Here is a 17,375-nt window from a genome sequence, read left to right as displayed (position 1 = left end):
ACATGACGTCGGGGCACGACGACCACGGCGAAGGGCGCCGTCGCCGCCGTGACCGCCGTAACACCCACCACGGTCACTACTGGTGACCACCACCCGGCACGGCTGAGCGGGCCTCTGTTCCTGGTCCGCTCAGCCGTCGGTTCACGAGGAACGCGTCGATGAGGCGTGTCTCGCACCATTTCGTGCGGCGGCTGCTGTCGGTGGCGGACGATCCCGACGCGGTCGTCGCCGCCGCGCCCGCGGTCGCCCCGCGCGAGGTGTTCCGGCGCTTCTGGCCGTACACACGCGGCGGCCGGCACCGGCTCGTTCCGATCCTCGCCCTCAGCCTGATCGGCCCCGTCGTCGACGCGGCCGAGATCTGGCTCTTCAAGATCGTGGTGGACGACGTCCTCGTCCCGCGCGATCTGCGCCCCTTCGTCTGGATCGCACCGGCGTACGCGGCGCTCATCCTCTGCTCCGGCGCACTGGACTTCGCCGACGACGTGATGTCCACCTGGGTGAGCGAGCGCTTCCTGCTGACCCTTCGGTCGGACGTGTTCCGGCATGTCCAGAACCTCTCGCTCGGGTTCTTCGAGCGGAGCCGGCTGGGGGACGTACTGTCGCGCATCACGGGCGATGTGGACGCGGTCGAGACGTTCCTCCTGTCGGGAGTAGCGGACGGCTTCTCCTACGTGATCCGGCTGGGCGTCTTCCTCGGTCTGCTGTTCTACCTGCGATGGGACCTGACCCTTCTCGCGCTCCTCGTCGTGCCGCTCTTCTGGGGCGCGGCCCGGCACTTCTCGCGGCTGATCAAGGCCGCGTCGCGGGAGCGGCGGCGGCGCTCCGGTTCGATCAGCGCCATCGCCGAGGAGTCGCTGGGCGATGTCGCGCTGGTGCAGGCGTACAACCGGCAGGAGACGGAGGCGCGCCGGTTCGAGCGCGAGGGTGTGGGCAGGTTCCGCGCGGCGATGGCCGCGGCCCGTATCCGTGGCGTGTACGGCCCGGTCGTCGATGTCGTCGAGCTGGCCGGAGCGCTGGCCGTCATGGGCCTGGGCACCTGGAAGCTGGCGCAGGGGCAGCTCACGCTGGGCGGGCTGCTGGTCTTTCTCGCGCTGCTGAGCAACCTCTACGGCCCGATCCGCGATCTGTCCCGTCTCACCACCACGTTCTACGCGGCTTCCGCCTCCGCCGAGCGGATCATCGAGCTGCTCGACCGGCGCCCCCAGGTCACCGAGGCCGCCGGAGCCCGCCGGAGAGGGCGCGCCCGGGGCGAGGTGGAGTTCCGCGACGTCTGCTTCCGCTATCCGGGCACGTCCCGGTGGGCGCTGGCGGACGTGTCGTTCCGTGTGGCACCCGGCACGACGCTGGCGCTGGTCGGCGCGAGCGGCGCCGGAAAGTCCACGGTCGGAAAGCTGCAACTGCGCTTCTACGACCCGGACCGGGGCGCGGTCCTGCTCGACGGCACCGACCTCAGGGAGCTGCGCCTGTCCGAGCTGCGGGAGAACGTCGCGGTGGTGCTTCAGGAGACGCTCGTCCTGCACGGCACGGTGCGGGAGAACATCGCCTACGGCCGCCCGGACGCGTCGGAGGCGGACATCGTCGCGGCGGCCCGCGCCGCCGACGCCGACGGCTTCATCCGGCTGCTCCCCGAGGGCTACGACACCGTGGTGGGCCGGCGCGGCAGGACGCTGTCCGGCGGGCAGGCCCAGCGCCTCGCGATCGCCCGCGCGATGATCAGGGACGCACCCGTACTGCTCCTGGACGAGCCGACCACGGGCCTGGACGCCCGGTCGGGCCGCCGGATCATGGAACCGCTGCGGCGGCTGATGGCCGGGCGCACCACCGTCGTCATCTCGCACAATCTGCTCACCGTCCGCGACGCCACGTCCACGGTGGTGCTGGACCACGGCCGCGTCGTCGAACACGGCACGCACGAGGAGCTGCTGCTGCGTGACGGCGCCTATGCCCGGCTGCACCGGCTGAGTGCGGGGACCGGCCCGCCACCACCGCTGCGGAAGGTCCTGTCATGAGCCCCCGCACCACCCCGCCGCTCACCCCCGGGACGAGACCCGCGCCGGGGTACGAGGTGCTGGCGCATCTGGCCCGGACCGGCTGGCTCGACCTCTACGACGCGTGGAGCGAGGAGCGGGACTGCCGGTGCGTGGTGAAGGTGCTGCGCCCCGACCGCCGCGACGAACAGCGGCTGCGCGAGCGGCTGCGGCGGGAGGGCCACTGGCTGCTGGCCTTCACCCATCCGCATCTGGTCCGCGCGTACGAGACCTTCGACGCGCCCGAGCCGGTCGTCGTGCTGGAGACGCTGACCGGCGAGACGCTGTCGCACCTCGTCGGCCGGCTGCCCCGCCGGGTGTCCGCCCGGGATCTGGCGCTGCTCGGCACGCAGCTGTGTTCCGCGGCCCACTACCTGCACGGCCGGGGCCTGCTGCACCTGGACCTCAAGCCGTCCAACGTGGTGGTCGACTGCGGGCACGCCAAGGTGCTCGACCTGAGCGTGGCCCGGCCGCCCGGCATCGCCCCCGCGGGCATCGGCACCTTCTGCTACCAGGCTCCCGAACAGGCGCGGGGCGGGCCGCTGTCGGCCGCGGCCGACGTGTGGGGCATCGGCGTCACGCTGTACGAAGTCGCCACCGGCGACGCAGCGTTCACCCCCGACCGGTCCATGGACAAAACGACCAGCACGAACGACACCGACACCACCGCCGACGCGACGGACCGGTACCCGCAACTGGAGGAGACCGCGCCGCCGATCGGGTCCCGCCGACGCCTCCCCCGTGACCTGGCCACGGCCGTCGACGCCTGTCTCCGGCCCGACCCGGCCGCCAGGCCCACGATCCCCGAGCTCGCCGACGCTCTCGACTCGACTCTGCCCCGGCAGCGGCGCCGCGTCGCTCCGTCATCGGCCTGCCGGAGGGACGAGCCCTGGCACTCCAGCAGGACTTCTTTATCTGTACTGGTCAACGGCTTGGATGCGGAGCTTTCCGGGTTCATGCGTGGTCTCGACGCCGGTGCTCCGGACCGCGTCGTGGCGGAGGCATCGTCACCGCCCGTCAGTCCCCGACCCGCTGCGCCGGGCGGTGGCGATCGCGGTCGAGGCGGCGAGCGCGAGACACAGCGGCGAATAAGCAAGCCGGTCGAGGCGCCGGAAGCGGGGGGAGGTCGACCCCGTGGCCAGCAGGTCCGTCCGCCCCGACAGCCCGGCCGCACCGCGCAGAGCCAGTACGCCCGCGACGCCGGCCGCACCGGCCCGGGACAACGCCGGGCGCCGCCGCGGTCTGCCCGCGACCAGCAGTGCCGCGGTCCCCAACGCGCCCGCCACCGCGAAACACGCCACCGGGCCCGGCGGATCCGGGCGGCCGACCACCACGTCGGAAAAGGTTTCCCGGTCCGGCAGCGGCCATGCCGAGCCCAGCCCCCACGCGACATGCAGCCCGGCAAGCGCGGTCAGCGAGGTGACAGAGAGCCGGCAGGCAGCACGCTCGATCGTCATGCCACTCACGCTAACGCCCGGATTGAGCGTCCCCGGGACCGGGGCACCGTACCCGCGACGTCCCGTGATGCCCGGTCCGGGCTGCCGCGCACCATCGCCGGACATTCGGATGAAGGCCGAACCGGCACAAGTAGCAGGTGGGAGTGGCGGTGTGGCCTCGTTGTTCGTGGTGGCTGGTACGGGATCTCCTGGCTATCCGCCGAACACCCTGCTGCGGCGCGGAAGTTCGACGCGCACCGTGAGGCCTCCCCCGGCCCTGGGGACGGCGGTCACCCTTCCGCGGTGCGTGACGGTGATCGTCCGGACCACCGCGAGTCCGAGCCCGGCACCGTTGCCGCGGTGTTCCTGGCCACGATGGAACGCCTCGAACAGGGCCGGGATCTCGTCCGGTGCCAGCACGGGACCGGTGTTGGCGACCTCTATGTAGGCCGCGGCGTCCGTGGTGCCGGTGGCCACCGACGCCGTGCCGTCGCGGTGGTTGTGCCGTACCGCGTTGGCCAGCAGGTTCAGCGCGATCTGCCGGATCAGCGCCGGATCGCCCGAGACCGGCGCGGGCTCCGGTGTGCCGGTGATCCGGATGCCGGCCGTACGGGCCTCGTCGGCCAGGTCCGCCAAGGCGTCCCGGGCGGCGTCCGCGAGGTCGGCCGGTTGCGGGGCCGACACTTCGGTCCCACCGCGCGCGAGCGTCAGCAGTGCCGCGATCAGCCGTTCGGTACGGGCGTTGGCATCCAGCGCGCGCTGCACAGCGGGCTTCAGGTCGGCGGGAACCCGGCCCTGCGCCAGCGGGATCTCCAACGCGGTGCGCTGGAGGGTGAGCGGGGTGCGCAGTTCATGCGAGGCGTGCGCGGTGAAGCGGCGCTGCGCGGTGAAGCTGCGGTCCAGGCGGTCGAGCATCGCGTCGAAGGTGTCGCCGAGTTCGCGGACCTCGTCGTGCGGGCCGGTCAGGCCGAGCCGTTCGTCCAGCGTGTTGCCGGTGCTGATGCGCCGGGCCGCCGCGGTGACCTGGCCGAGCCGGCGCAGCGAGCGGCGGCCGGCCCACCAGGCGAGTACGGCGGCGAGCGCGGTGAAGACCACGAGCATCAGCAGGGACCGCAGCAGGAGGCCGCCGAGGACACTGTTCTGGAAGTCGTCGAAGTTCTGCGCGGCGTCGACCGTTGCGGCGCCGGTCGATCCCGGCGCCCCGGACGGCCCGGCGTCCCCCGCCCGTGCAGCGCCGGGGCCCGGCACCGGCGGTCCGGCCTCGGTCGTGACGGCGGCTGGCACGACGAGATCACGGTACGCCTCGAGGAGTTGTCGGGAACTCAGCCAGTTCAACAGGAGCAGCCCGCAGCCGAGGACCGCGAAGACCGCCGTCGTCACCAGCGTCAGCCGGCCGCGCAGCGGCAGCCGGTGCGGCGACGGGCCAAGGAGCCGCGCACGGTTCACAGCCGGTACCCGTAGCCGGGGTCGTGGACGATCAGTGCGGGTTCGCCGATCTTGCGGCGCAGCGCGTGCACGGTGACCCGGACCGCAGTGGTCGCCGGATCCAGTGCGGTGTCCCACAGCGCATCCCGCAACTGTCCGGTGGCGACTGGGGCGCCGTCCGCGGCGAGCAGCAGCTCCAGGACACCGAGCTCCCGGGGCGTGAGCTTCAGCGGCCGGCCGTCCCGTTCGGCGACTCTGCGTACGGTGTCCAGACTCACCCCGTGTCTGCTCAGCACCGTGCTGGAGCCACCGCCCGGGGACCGGCGCCCCAGCGCGCGCAGCCGGGCCACCAGCTCCAGGTACGAGAACGGCTTGGCCAGGTAGTCGTCGGCGCCCTGGCCGAGCCCGTCGACCAGGTCGGAGAGGGTGCCGGCGGCGGTCAGCATGAGGATGCGGGCCGGGTAGCCGACCGTGTTCAACGCCCGGCAGACCGCGTCACCGCTCCGCTTGGGCAGGTCCCGGTCCAGGATCAGGACGTCGTAGTCGGTCGCGGCCGTCAGCTCCAGCGCGCGGGCGCCGTCGTGCGCGACATCGCAGACCATGCCCTCGTCGCGCAGGCCCTCGGCCAGCATCGCGGCCAGATCGGCCTCGTCCTCGACGATCAGCACCCGCATTCCGCTCCGCTCCGATCTGCCGTACCTCGCCCCACTGAGCGGTGTGGCCACCAGTCTGCCCCCACGGGGGTTAGCCGACGGTTAGTCCGGCTCTGACAGGTGGCTAACGCGCGGGTCCATAGAACTGTCGGACGTCATCATCGACATCCGGCAGGGAGTTCAAGAAATGCACGGTCGAACCCGACGGACCCTCCTGGCGTCAGCCGTCATGGCGGCGGCACTGCTGCTGAGCGCCTGTTCCACGGACGACCCGGCGCCCAGGGTGGCCGGGGACAACGGCGCGAAGAAGGCCGAACAACAGGACGGTGCCGCACTCCGGCAGGCCTGGGTCGATTGCATGCACAAGCAGGGGCAGACGGACGTCGAACAGGACAAGGACGGCAACATCACCTTCCCGGCGTCCGACGTCGACGGCGCGTCGGCCGATGGGCGCGAGAAGGCCGCCAAGGTCTGCGACGCCAAGGTTCCCGGTGTCCAGCAGGTCACCGGGAAGACCCAGGAAAAGCTCGTCGAGCAGGCCCGCGCCTTCGTTGCGTGCGCACGCAAGAACGGCTACCCGGACATCCCCGACCCCGACCCCAGGACGGGCGTCGTCACCTTCACCAGGACGACGTTCGACACGGCCAAGTGGGATGCCATCCAGCCGGCCTGCGGCAAGTTCCCGATGCCCGGCTACACGATCGGCGAATGACATGAGCCGCACCGCCAAGACCGCCGCCCCCGCCGACAGCACGCCGACCCGGGCACGGAAGAGTCGCCGCAACGTCGTCGTCCCACTGCTCCTGGTCGCCGTGCTCGGCGGTTCGGGGGCACTCGCTGTGACCCGCCCCTGGGAACGCGGAGAATCCACCACCGGGCAAGTGCCCGTCGCCTACGACGTCGTCGCGGTCGAGAAGGGCTCGCTGTCCACCGGCATCCAGGCCGGCGGCGCACTCGGCTTCGACAACCCCACGCCCGTCGTCGCCACGGGCCGGGGCACGCTCACCGCGCTGCCCGTCGTCGGCACCGTCGTCAGGACCGGCGGCAAGCTCTACGAGGTTGACGGGCGGCCCGTGGTACTCCTGAAAGGTGAGCGGCCGATGTGGCGCGACCTCGGCCCGGAGGCGACCGACGGCCCCGACATCGAGCAGCTCAAACGCAATCTGATCAGGCTCGGCCACGCCGAGGGGCTCGGGCTGGCGGCCGACCAGAGGTTCACCCCCGGCACCGCCACCGCGGTCAAACGCTGGCAGAAGGCGCTCGGCATGCCGCAGACCGGCACCGTCACGCTCGGCAGCGTGGTCATGCTGCCGCAGGCCACCGCACGCGTACAGCAAGTAGGCGCGCAGCTCGGCGCGGCGGTCGGGACCGGTTCGGTCCTGACCGTGACCAGCACAGATCTGGTGGCAACGGTGCAGCCCGCCGAAAACCAGCTATCCCGTTTCAAGCCCAACGGCAAGGTGACCGTGAAGCTCACGGACGGCGGCACGATCGACGGCCACATCCGCTCGCTGGTCCGTGGTAGCACGAGCGGCGGGGAGGGCGGGCCGGGCGGCGGCAGCGGTGACGGCTCGGACAAGACCACGGTCACCATCGCCCTGGACACCCAGGGCCTGGCCAGAAAGTCCGGCCCCTCCTCGGTGGTCGTCAGCGTCGTCGGAGACAGCGTCAGCGATGCGCTCATCGTGCCGGTCACCGCGCTGCTCGCGCTGGACGGCGGTGGCTACGGCGTGAAGGTGGCCGGCGGAGCCGACGCCACCACCGCCCGGCTGGTCAAGGTGGAGCTAGGGCTCGTCGCCGACGCCAAGGCGCAGATAACCGGCGGCATCCGGGCCGGCGACCAGGTGGTGGTCCCGAAGTGACGGCCTCCCAGCCATCGTGCGACGCCCCGGTCCTGGAGCTCACCGGCGTCGTCAAGGAGTACCCGGGCGCGCCGCCGCTGCGCATCCTGCACGGCATCGACCTGACCGTCGAGGCGGGCGAACTCCTCGCCGTCGTCGGCCCGTCCGGCTCCGGCAAGTCCACCCTTCTCGCGCTGCTCGGCTCGCTCGACCGGCCCACCGGCGGGCGGCTGCGGTTCGAAGGGCGCGACCTGTCCGGCCTCGCCGACCCCGAGCTGGCCGCTTTGCGCGCGCACCGGATCGGCTTCGTCTTCCAGCAGTTCTTCCTGCTGTCGGGGCTCAGCACGGTCGAGAACGTCGCCACCGGTCTCCTCTACAGCGGCGCGCCCGTCTCCGTGCGCCGTGTCCGCGCCGCCGAAGCGCTCCGCGAAGTGGGCCTCGGCCACCGGCTCGACCACCGTCCCGACCAACTCTCCGGCGGCGAGAAGCAGCGGGTCGCCATCGCCCGCGCGCTCGTCGGACGCCCCGCACTGCTGCTCGCCGACGAGCCCACCGGTGCCCTCGACAGCGTCTCCGGAGCGTCCGTCGTCGACCTGCTGCGCACTCTGAACGCCGACGGCACCACGGTCGTCGTCATCACCCACGACCGCGACCTTGCCGCATCCTTCCCCCGGCGCATCGGCATCCACGACGGCCGCATCGACTTCGACGAACGCGGCGCACACCAAGCGGGAGCGGCCCTGTGACGTCCACCCTGCGCCGCGCCCGGCTGCGTCCGGCGGACCTGCTGCGCCTCGGCATGATCGGTCCGCGCACCCGGAAGATGCGCTCCGCGTTGTCCGCTCTCGGCATCTCGCTCGGCATCGCGGCCGTCATCGCAGTGACCGGCATCTCGCACTCCAACCAGGCGCACCTGCTCGAACGGCTCGACCAGCTCGGTTCCAACCTGCTCACCGTCGCCCCCGGCAAGGGGCCCGACCAGAAGCCGGTGCCGCTGCCGCCCACCGCCGAGAAGATGCTCGCCAACATCGCCCCTGTCCAGCAGGTCACCGCGACCGGGGCCACCGAGGCCCACGTCTACCGCAACGACCTCATACCGGCGGAACGGACCGGCAGCATCACCGTGCTGGCCGCTCGCCGCAACCTGCTCAGCGCCCTGCGCATGCACATGAAGAGCGGGCAGTGGCTGGACGCGGCGAGCGAGAACCTCCCGGTGACCGTACTCGGCGAGCAGGCCGCGCAACGGCTCGGCGTGAGCGCGCCGGGCGAGCGGGTGTGGCTGGGCGGGCAGTGGTTCGTCGTCGGCGGAGTCCTGGCGCCGAACGAACTCTCCCCCGAGCTCGCCACCGCCGCCCTCGTCGGCTGGCCACAAGCCACCGCCCACTTGGGCGCGGACGGAACCGCCGCCACCGTCTATCTCAGGACGCACCCGGAACGCGTCCCCGACGTGCAGGCGGTGGCCGGGGCCACCGCGGACCCCGCCAACCCGAGTACCGTCGCGGTCAGTCGCCCGTCCGACCTGTACACGGCACGTGCCGAGGCGAAGAACGCCCTCACCGGGCTGGTCCTCGCCCTCGCCGGAGTCGCCCTGCTCGTAGGCGGCGTCGGCATCGCCAACACCATGGTGGTGGGCGTGATGGAACGCCGCGGCGAGATCGGACTGCGCCGCGCGCTGGGCGCCCGAGGTGGCCAGATCGCCGCGCAATTCCTCCTGGAGGCCGTCCTGATGGGCTTCATCGGCGGCGTCGGCGGCCTGCTCGTGGGCGGCCTCACCGTCTACGGCTACGCGTTCGCCCAGGACTGGCCGGCATCGATCCCGCTCTACACGGTCGTCGCCGGACCGCTGGTGTCGGTTCTGGTGGCCGCCCTGGCCGGAATCTACCCGGCGCTGCGCGCCGCCAAGGCGTCCCCGACGGACGCCCTCCGCTCGGCCTGACGTCCCGCACGCCGCCCCGGAGGTCCACCACATCCGGCGCCGGGCCACCGGCGCCGGGAACATCAGCACCAAGCCCGCACCAGCCACTGCAAACCACGAGGCCACACCCCCAGCAGGGCCTGCCCGGCCGCCGCCGCAGGGACTCTTGTGGTCCTAGTCCGAAAGGCTGATCACTTGCGCCCACCTCCTGCTGTTAGCCTGCTCTTGCATATAGGTTGCAATAACAACAGGACAGCAGCTGGAGGGTTCGACCACATGGCCACGTACACGCTTCCGGAACTCCCGTACGACTACGCGGCGCTCGAACCGGTCATCAATCCGCAGATCATCGAGCTCCACCACGACAAGCACCACGCCGCCTATGTGAAGGGCGCGAACGACACCCTGGAACAGCTGGCGGAGGCGCGCGACAAGGAGGCCTGGGGAGCGATCAACGGGCTTCAGAAGAACCTCGCGTTCCACCTCTCCGGCCACATCCTGCACTCGATCTACTGGCACAACATGACCGGCGACGGCGGCGGCGAGCCGCTCGCGGCGGACGGTGTCGGTGACCTGGCGGACGCGATCACCGAGTCGTTCGGCTCGTTCGCCGGTTTCAAGGCCCAGCTGACGAAGGCCGCGGCCACCACGCAGGGCTCCGGCTGGGGCGTCCTGGCGTACGAGCCGGTCAGCGACAAGCTGATCGTCGAACAGGTCTACGACCACCAGGGCAACGTCGGCCAGGGCTCCGTCCCGGTCCTGGTCTTCGACGCCTGGGAGCACGCCTTCTACCTCCAGTACAAGAACCAGAAGGTCGACTTCATCGACGCGATGTGGGCCGTCGTCAACTGGCAGGACGTGGCGAAGCGTTACGCGGCCGCCAAGGAGCGCGCCGACGTGCTGCTGCTCGCCCCCTGACCGAAGGCGCCCGAACGTCCTGCCTCGTGATCGTCTTCTCAACCTTCACCGGGCAGGCGGATGAAGGGAGGGCCCCCGCCTGGACGTGACAGGCGAGGGCCCTTCTGCCACGTCCGAAAACTCAAAGGCCCTATCGCTTCTCCCCGGGACGGCGCTGGTCGGTCACCTCGCGGCGGACCCGGTAGCCGCGATCCGTGTCGGGGTCCCCCTCGAAGTACACCTCCGGCTCGTCCCCGCCCCGGGCGGCCCTGAGCACGGCAAATCCGGTGTCATCGGTGAACGAGCCGCCCTTCGAGAAGCTGAGCGCGATGCCACTGCCCGGGTCCCGCTGCCCCTCCATGTACCACTCCCCCTTCCCGGAAAGGCTGCCCTTCCCGGGAGGGAGAGAGGGGAAGGCTGGTTCGACGGCGCTCCGCGGGATGCCCGACATGTCGAACGTGCCGTCCGCCCGGAACTCGATCCGCCCACCACCGGAGCCTTCCCAGACGCCGACGACCTCTCCGGAACCGAGTTTCGGGGTCTCCCCCTCGCACCCCTGCAGCGCGAACAGAGCGACGAACAGCAGCAGAGGAACAGCCACACATATCGCACACCCACGAAAACGCCTCATATCCAGCCCACTCGCTACTTGTAGATCTTTTCCTGCCAGTTGATATCGACCCGGAATCCCGCGAAATACCCACCCATGTAGCGCGGCGCCTTGTTCGCGCCCTCCTGCCACTTGGCGTGGCTCGGGATGAAGGACTCATTGTTGATGTCGGTCCACGCATGGTAATTGACCGTCAGCGAGTTCCCCGTGGACTTCGTCACCGTGTACTTGAGGGCGTAGGAACCGAGAACACCCTGGGCCGCGCGGTCCTCCTTGCTGATCACGAGCCCGCCGAGGTCCGAAACGTACACGCCTGCCATCTGAAGCAGGTTCAGGTCTTCCTTGTCCCTGGTCTTGGTAGTGCTGTAGTCGGCTCGGCCCTTTTTATCTCCCGTGGCGGCGAACTGCTGGGCGGTCTGCACCCGCGCGTCCTTCATGCTGGAGGACTTGATCAGCATCTGGGTCAGCTCGTCGTCCTCGTCGTAGCTCTGGTTCGCTGACTGGTTCGTGCCGTTGACGTCGCCCCAGATCCAGCGGAAGGCCAGGCTCCACGGGCCGCCGCTCTTGACCTTTCCGTCACCGCCGAACGAGTCGATCAGCCCTCCGGACTGCGGTCGGCACATGGCCTGGGCGTCCATCAGCATCTTCTGGATCTTCTTCATCTCCGGGCTCTGGCTGAACTGGACGGGGAGCGGGTCCGGGCCCAGCAGCAACGGCGGCGGCTGGAGCAGCGGTGCCGTAGGCAGGAAGCCCGTGAGCCCCTGGCTGGATGTCGGTGCGCTGCCGTAGTTACCGCTTCCGGGGAACGGGGGAGCGGCAAACATGTCCGACATCAGCGCCCCGGTGCTGCAGTCCACCCCCATGGTGCACGACACGGACGCCCGGCCCGTGGGGTCCGAGAAGGTCGCGGGGTTGTTCTCGGCGTATCCATAGCCGTTGAGGGACTGGTGCTTGGCCGGTTCCAGCAGCGGGTCGGCGCTCAGGAAGAGCCCCAGGGCAGGGTCGTACTCGCGGGCGTCGAGATGGGTGAGCCCGGTGCCGGAGTCATGGGTCTTGCCCAGGAACGCCCGGTCGTCGATCCAGGAGCCCACCGCTCCGGCCTTCCGCTCGGCACCGAAGACAGTCATGTAGCGCTTGGTGACGGCCTGGGTGTCGGAAGCGATGGCCACGCTGGAGGTGCCGTGCTCGTCACCGGTGAGGTAGTGGAGCTTGTTGGCGCCGGTCTGGTTGGTGCGGACGGCGACGGTCAGGTTCTCGGTGCCGTAGTAGCGCTGCGCCCAGGTGGTGCCGTCCTTCCTGAGGTGGAGTTCGGTGGCGCCGGCGTACAGGATTCGCTCGCCGTTGCCCGCATCGCGGATCAGCAGGTTGCCGTCCCCGTCGTAGAGGTAGTCGGTCGAGTCGGCGCCTTCGGTGAGCTTCGCGAGCTTGCCCTCGGGGGACCAGGCCAGGCTCTGGGGCCCCTTCGCGCCGGGCCGGGTTGTCATGTTGCCCGCGTCGTCGTGGGCGTACTTCTCCTCGACGCCGTCGCAGGTGGCCGCCGCGGTCGTCGCGATCAGCGTGTGCTTCTGGGCCGATGCGTAGCAGTAGGCCGTCCTGGTGTCACCGGTGCTCTTGTGCTCGGTCTCGCTGGTCCGCTGCCCGGCGTCGTCGTAGGTGTAGCCGGTCCAGTACGGGGCCGGGCCGCCGAGCGCGTCGGCGCTCCGGGTGTCGTCGCACTGCTGCGAGGCGGGGGTCCATGCCTCGGTGAGGCGGCGGTGGCCGTCATAGGCGAAGCACTGGGTCTCCGCCTTGCCGGTCCCGCCGAGCGTGGCCGGATCGCTGATGGAGGTGACGTTTCCGGCTTCGTCGTAGCTGTAGTCGAGGTCCTGCAGCATGTACGGGTGCGTCTGGTCGGTGACCTGGCTGCTGATCAGACGCCCGGTCCCCTCTTCATACGTGTGGGCCACGTACACCTTCTTCTGGGCTTCCGTGTCCGCCGTGCCGAGGATGAGCTGCTGCGGTTGGCCGAGGGCCGAGTAGTCGGTGCCCAGCAGGTACCCGGTGCTTCCGGTGATGGCCTTGACCTGACCGAGGCCGGTGTAGCCGCGGGAGACCGTCTCGGCGGAGAGGCCCCCCAGCGCGGGTTCCCGCGCGTACTGGAGCGTGCCGTCGATGTTGTAGTAGCTGCTGAACTCCAGGGTGGACGGCGCTCCGGCCTTGACGAGCGGATCGCCTGCCGGGAGTTCGAGCTGGGTGACCACGGGGCGGTCGAGACCGTCGTACTCGGTCACCCTCCGGGTGTAGGTGTCACCACCCGCGCCGTTCACGTACCGGATCGAAGCGGCCGGCCTTCCCTTGAGCACGGTGTCGTAGGTCTGCTCGGTGAGGCGGTTGGCGTCCGTCTTCGAGCCGGCCCAGGTCCCGGTGATGCGCCCGAGCTCGTCGTACTCGGTCATGATCGGCTCGGTGCGCCGCCCGTCCGTGGTGCTGACCACCTGGTCGAGCGCGTTGTACTCCGTGGTCGCTTCGCCCTTGTCCGGGTCGAGGGCGCGGGTGCGGCGGCCGAACAGGTCGTACTCGTAGGTCCACTTCGCGGTGTCGGGGCCGACGATGGTGGACTCCTTGTCGTCCAGTGTGTAGCTGGTCCGAACCGAGGTGTAGGCGGCGCCCAGTCCCCCGCCGAACTCCTTGTCCTCGGGACTCGGTCCCACGTACTCCCGGGTCTCGACGGTCCGTCCTCGCGCGTCGACGATGGTGCGCTTCGCCGAACCGTGTTCGAGCGCGGTGGTGGCGGTCGAGTCGCCCGTGTAGGTCGTCGTGCTGGTCCACCGCTTCTGTCCGTAGAAGGACACGGTGCGTTCCGTCTCCCGACCCGCACCGTCGTGGCCTATGGCCGTCTGGGTGGCGGACTCGCCGTACTCCGCCCGGTTGTAGCTTCCGGTGGGCGTGCTGCCGCTGTCGAAGATGTCCGCGTAGGTCTCGTCGGCCAGGCCACGTGAGTCGTAGCGGGTGTCGGTGAGGATCCGGCCGCCCAGCGGAGTGGGCGACTGGGTCTGCAGCGGACGCAGCTGCGCGTCGTAGAGGTTGTACGTGGTGTTGTACGTCTTACCGTCGGCCTTCAGCGTCGAGGTCGACACCCAGGATGCCTTGGTGGTGTTCAGCTGGTAGTCGAAGGTGCTGCTCGGCGCGTCCTCGGCGGCCTTGCTGCGGTTGGGCAGCCAGACCGACACCAGCCGGCCGAGCGCGTCGTACTCGAGCTCTGTCTTCTTCAGGTTCGCGTCGTAGGTGCGTTCCGCCAGGCCGCGCCGCGGGTCGAGGAAGCTGGTGGTCTTGTAGTTCTTGGGGTCGATGGCGACCGTCTTGGTCAACGGCCCCGCGTCGGCGGGCGTGTACTCCGTGACGGTCGACTTCTTGTCCGCGTCCGTCACTCTGGTCGTGCGGCCCAGCGCATCGAACGCCGTCGTGCTGACGGTCTGCCAGCCGCTGGGCAGGCGCTGCCCGTCGGCCCCTGCCTTAGCCGGATACCCGGTGGCCCGTCCCGACCAGGTGGCGTTCCCCTTGGTCGGGGCCTGGTCCGCGGTCCACCCGGTGGCTTGCGGGTTGTCGAACACGGTCGCGGTGTCGGACAGCACGTCACCGCGGGTCCCGGAGCCGGCCGGCAGGGCGAGTCCGGCGTCGGCGACGGAGCACGGCCTGCCCACCTGGCGGACCCGGGACTTCAGGCCGGCGATCCCCGCCTTGTCGTTCCGGGCGTACCACGTACGGGCACAGGTCTCGTCCCCGTTCCGGCCGACGTCGCCGGAGTCGTCGACGGTGACAGGCATGCCGTAGTCGTCGTAGGTGGTGGCGACGGCGCGCGTCCGCCAGGTCTTCGACCCGGTGAGGTACGTGTAGGTGGTGGTCCTGCCCGCCCGTACGTACCGGGCGGTGTGGTCCGCGGCGTCCGGCACCGTCTGCCGGGCCGTCTCCTTCGACCAGGGGTCGGCCACCGTGACCGAGACCGGTTCGGTTCCCGCGTAGACGATCTGCTGGCGCAGCTGGCCCGCGTACTGGTCGCTGTCGTCGAGCGTCGCGATGCTCAGGCCGCTGACGGGCACCGGAGCGATGGTCGCCGGCCGGGTGGTGCCGTCCGCCTTCTCGTCCTTGTCCATGCCCTGCATGTAGAGCGAGACGGTCTTGGAGCGGGTGGTGCCCTTCGCCCCCGTGTACACCGTCACCTGCCGGTAGCCGCGCCAGTCGGCCCAGGTCCGCTCCGCCTTCGGGGTGAACGGATCGTCGCTGTAGTGCCATGCCGCGCCCGCGTACTCGTAGGCGTGCTCGACCGCGTCGTTCTGGCCCGCAGGATCGGTGGTGACCACGGCCAGCACCCGGTACTTGTGGAACCAGTCCACGGAGGCGTTCTCCGCCCCGTTGATGTTCCAGTACTGCGGGTAGCAGGACCGGGTGTTCGTGTCCTCCGCGGCGTCCTTGACCTCGCTGCGGAGACATTCCGGCGAGGAGAGGGTCACCGTGGTGAGGGCGCCCGTCTCCGAGGTGACGGTGAGGATGCGCGGTCTGGAGAGGGGCAGGACGTCCTCGGTGCCGTCCACCCGGTTCGGACGCATCTGGTAGGTGAAAGAGATCGAGTGCGAGGCGATGCTCGTGCTTCCGGCCTCGGCGGTCCGCTTCAGCGACTTCAGCGTCAGTGTGTGGTCACTGCTGTCGCCGATGTCGCCGCCGTCGAGGTACTCCTGGGTGAATGCCCAGGAGTCGACGGGCTTGTAGATCTTGTCGGCCGCCGACCAGGAGAAGGTGTGGACTCCGGTGACCCGCTTGCGCGTGAAGAACGCCGGCCCGGCGGCGTTGCACTCCTTGTCGCCGTCCGAGCAGAGCGCGTCGAAGGGCACGTCCGGCCAGTTGCGAGCGGTGTCCTTGTTCAGTTCCGAGCAGTCCGACGCGATGCAGCGCTCCGCATGGCCGAAGGTGACCTTGGCGTCGGCGTCATCGGTGAACAGCGCGTCCTTCCGCAGCCCGTACTTGATCTCCTTCAGGTAGCCGCCTCTTGTGTAGGCGGCGTCCGCGGTTTCGGACTTGTTCTTCTTGTAGTAATTCGTTTCCTTGGCATACCAGTAGGTGGCGGCGTTGCCCTGGGGGCTCTCGACGTGGTCGAGGTTCCAGCGCCAGGCCTGGATCAGTGCGCGGTCGGCGAAGTCGCTCCCCTTGTCGTAGCCGGGTTCCTTGGAGTCATCACCGAAGACCGGAACCGTCCAGGTGGAGTTGGTGCGCTGGTCGGAGGCTCCGTCGAGCTTGTCCAGACCGAAGACGTACTTGGTGCCTTCTCCTGTGACCACGGTCCAGTACTCGCCGTCGTCGTCGCCGTTGTCAGCGCCCGTCGACCGGGTCACCTTCGACGCGTCGTCGTCCTGAAGCCGCCACTGACCGGAGTCGTCGCCCTTCACCAGCCGGGACGACTTTCCGTTCAGGACCAGGCGTGCGTTGTCGTACGTCCAGCAGCGGTCGAAGACGTCCTTGTGCCCGTCGTCGTCGCAGCTGCCGTAAGAACGCTCGATGTACGAATCGGTCAGTCCGAACCCTTCACCGACTGGCGTTCCCTGGTTGTTGGTGTTCGAGGTGCGGCCGTCCACGCTGCCCGAGTCGTAGGTGAGCGACAGTGTGGGCGTCGGATCGGCGGCGGCGGGGGGCAGCGGGAACTTGTGCGACCACGTGAAGGAACCCGTGCTGCCGCCGGCCTCCCACGACGACGAGGCGGCGAGTTCGGTCGCCGAGTAGTCACCCGTACCGGACGGCGATGCTCCGGCGCCTGCCGACAGCGCGGTGACCGCCAGGACCGTGGCGCCCGGCGAAGCGGCCGACGGCCGGGCGGATCCGGAGGGATTCGCTTCGGCGAAGGAGACCTGCGCCGAAACAGACCGGCGGGCGAGGTCGTTGTCGGACTTCAGGGGCGTCTGCCGACGGCACTCGGCCTTCTCGGGCGTCGTCAGCGCGCAGGCGGGGAGTCGGACGAGGCGCAGCCGCCCCGCCCAGCCGCCGCCGACGGCACTGGCGAACTCGCTGTAGTCGACGGATACACGGGCACGCCCCGGGGCGTCAGCGGTCGCGGCCAGCACGACGCCCAGGACACCGGCCTTCCGCGCGGTCCGCTGATCGTGCACCGCGATCTCCGCTTCGCCCCCCGTGTCGGCGAGAGATCCGGACCGCGGTTCGATCGTCACCGGCACGCCGGACGGCGAGGCTGCGCCACGGCCCTTGGCCCGGAGAGCGATGACCGCCTTGCCGGGCGTCGGCCAGGTCGCCTTCCGCTCGGCCGTTGCCTTCTTCGCCTGCTCCTTGTTCACTGCACGGCGGGCGGCGGCCTCCTTGCTCGCCCGCTTGGCTCCGGGGCCGTCGACGGCGTAGACCTTGCTGGTGCGCTGAGCGGGCAGGTCGGGGCGGCCCAGCCCCTTGCCGTTCCCTGCCTGTGCGACCGGTGTGACCACTCCGGTCGCCAGCAGAGCCAGTGCCAGTGCTGTGATCAGCGAGCGCGCACGACGGTGTCTGCCGTCACCACTCGATGGTCTCGAAGTACCTGTGCCAAAGGCCATGACTATTCCGT

The 17,375-nt window shown here is 70.2% G+C and carries 11 protein-coding genes and 1 pseudogene; 7 read left to right on the top strand and 5 right to left on the bottom strand.

The genetic code is table 11. The features are described from left to right. Nucleotides 1–158 precede the first annotated feature (158 nt). Together OHA19_RS26765 and OHA19_RS26760 are read left to right on the top strand one after the other, a co-directional pair. Nucleotides 159–2,009, top strand: coding sequence for an ABC transporter ATP-binding protein (locus OHA19_RS26765; RefSeq protein ID WP_405751928.1), 1,851 nt, complete (start codon nt 159–161; stop codon nt 2,007–2,009). Next, nucleotides 2,006–2,836, top strand: a pseudogene (locus OHA19_RS26760) (serine/threonine-protein kinase); the annotation flags it as partial. The gene OHA19_RS26765 and the pseudogene OHA19_RS26760, both read left to right, overlap by 4 nt. 198 nt (nt 2,837–3,034) lie before the next feature. Here the strand turns inward: OHA19_RS26760 and OHA19_RS26755 are convergent. The 3 genes from OHA19_RS26755 to OHA19_RS26745 form a co-directional block, all read right to left on the bottom strand. Beyond that, the gene (locus OHA19_RS26755) at nt 3,035–3,484 is read right to left on the bottom strand and encodes a DUF3995 domain-containing protein (RefSeq protein ID WP_405712646.1); all 450 of its coding nucleotides are present in this window, start codon (nt 3,482–3,484) and stop codon (nt 3,035–3,037) included. Nucleotides 3,485–3,676: 192 nt separating this feature from the next. After that, nucleotides 3,677–4,909: a sensor histidine kinase gene (locus OHA19_RS26750; RefSeq protein ID WP_405712648.1), complete on the bottom strand. Its 1,233-nt coding sequence runs from the start codon at nt 4,907–4,909 to the stop codon at nt 3,677–3,679. Next, complete coding sequence (locus OHA19_RS26745; RefSeq protein ID WP_405712650.1) at nt 4,906–5,562, bottom strand: response regulator transcription factor; 657 nt, start codon at nt 5,560–5,562, stop codon at nt 4,906–4,908. The genes OHA19_RS26750 and OHA19_RS26745 overlap by 4 nt, the downstream gene beginning before the upstream one ends. A 166-nt stretch (nt 5,563–5,728) precedes the next feature. Here OHA19_RS26745 and OHA19_RS26740 point away from each other — a divergent pair, with 166 nt between their 5' ends. The 5 genes from OHA19_RS26740 to OHA19_RS26720 all read left to right on the top strand — a co-directional run bounded on the left by OHA19_RS26740 (nt 5,729) and on the right by OHA19_RS26720 (nt 10,215). Continuing rightward, nucleotides 5,729–6,253: a hypothetical protein gene (locus OHA19_RS26740; protein WP_405712652.1), complete on the top strand. Its 525-nt coding sequence runs from the start codon at nt 5,729–5,731 to the stop codon at nt 6,251–6,253. A 1-nt stretch (nt 6,254) separates the two neighbouring features. Next, complete coding sequence (locus OHA19_RS26735) at nt 6,255–7,403, top strand: peptidoglycan-binding protein (RefSeq protein WP_405712653.1); 1,149 nt, start codon at nt 6,255–6,257, stop codon at nt 7,401–7,403. Then, nucleotides 7,400–8,128, top strand: coding sequence for an ABC transporter ATP-binding protein (locus OHA19_RS26730; protein ID WP_405712655.1), 729 nt, complete (start codon nt 7,400–7,402; stop codon nt 8,126–8,128). Before OHA19_RS26735 ends, OHA19_RS26730 begins: the two co-directional genes overlap by 4 nt. Beyond that, on the top strand, nt 8,125–9,318 hold the full coding sequence (locus OHA19_RS26725) for an ABC transporter permease (RefSeq protein ID WP_405712657.1): 1,194 nt from the start codon (nt 8,125–8,127) through the stop codon (nt 9,316–9,318). Before OHA19_RS26730 ends, OHA19_RS26725 begins: the two co-directional genes overlap by 4 nt. Nucleotides 9,319–9,573: 255 nt before the next feature. Continuing rightward, nucleotides 9,574–10,215, top strand: coding sequence for a superoxide dismutase (locus tag OHA19_RS26720; protein ID WP_405712659.1), 642 nt, complete (start codon nt 9,574–9,576; stop codon nt 10,213–10,215). 130 nt (nt 10,216–10,345) lie between these two features. On the opposite strand, the gene OHA19_RS26715 is transcribed toward OHA19_RS26720, so the two are convergent. Both OHA19_RS26715 and OHA19_RS26710 read right to left on the bottom strand, forming a co-directional pair. Further along, nucleotides 10,346–10,795, bottom strand: a complete 450-nt coding sequence (locus OHA19_RS26715; protein WP_405712661.1) for a hypothetical protein — start codon at nt 10,793–10,795, stop codon at nt 10,346–10,348. 44 nt (nt 10,796–10,839) lie between these two features. Continuing rightward, nucleotides 10,840–17,364 carry an RHS repeat-associated core domain-containing protein gene (locus OHA19_RS26710; protein ID WP_405751925.1) on the bottom strand — a complete coding sequence of 2,175 codons (6,525 nt, stop codon included), beginning with the start codon at nt 17,362–17,364 and terminating at the stop codon, nt 10,840–10,842. Nucleotides 17,365–17,375: the final 11 nt, after the last annotated feature.

This window comes from Streptomyces sp. NBC_00012 (assembly GCF_045040875.1).
In the GTDB taxonomy this organism is placed as follows: domain Bacteria; phylum Actinomycetota; class Actinomycetes; order Streptomycetales; family Streptomycetaceae; genus Streptomyces.
The sequence above is the reverse complement of the archived record's forward strand: the minus strand, read 5'-3'. Positions and strand labels throughout refer to the sequence as shown.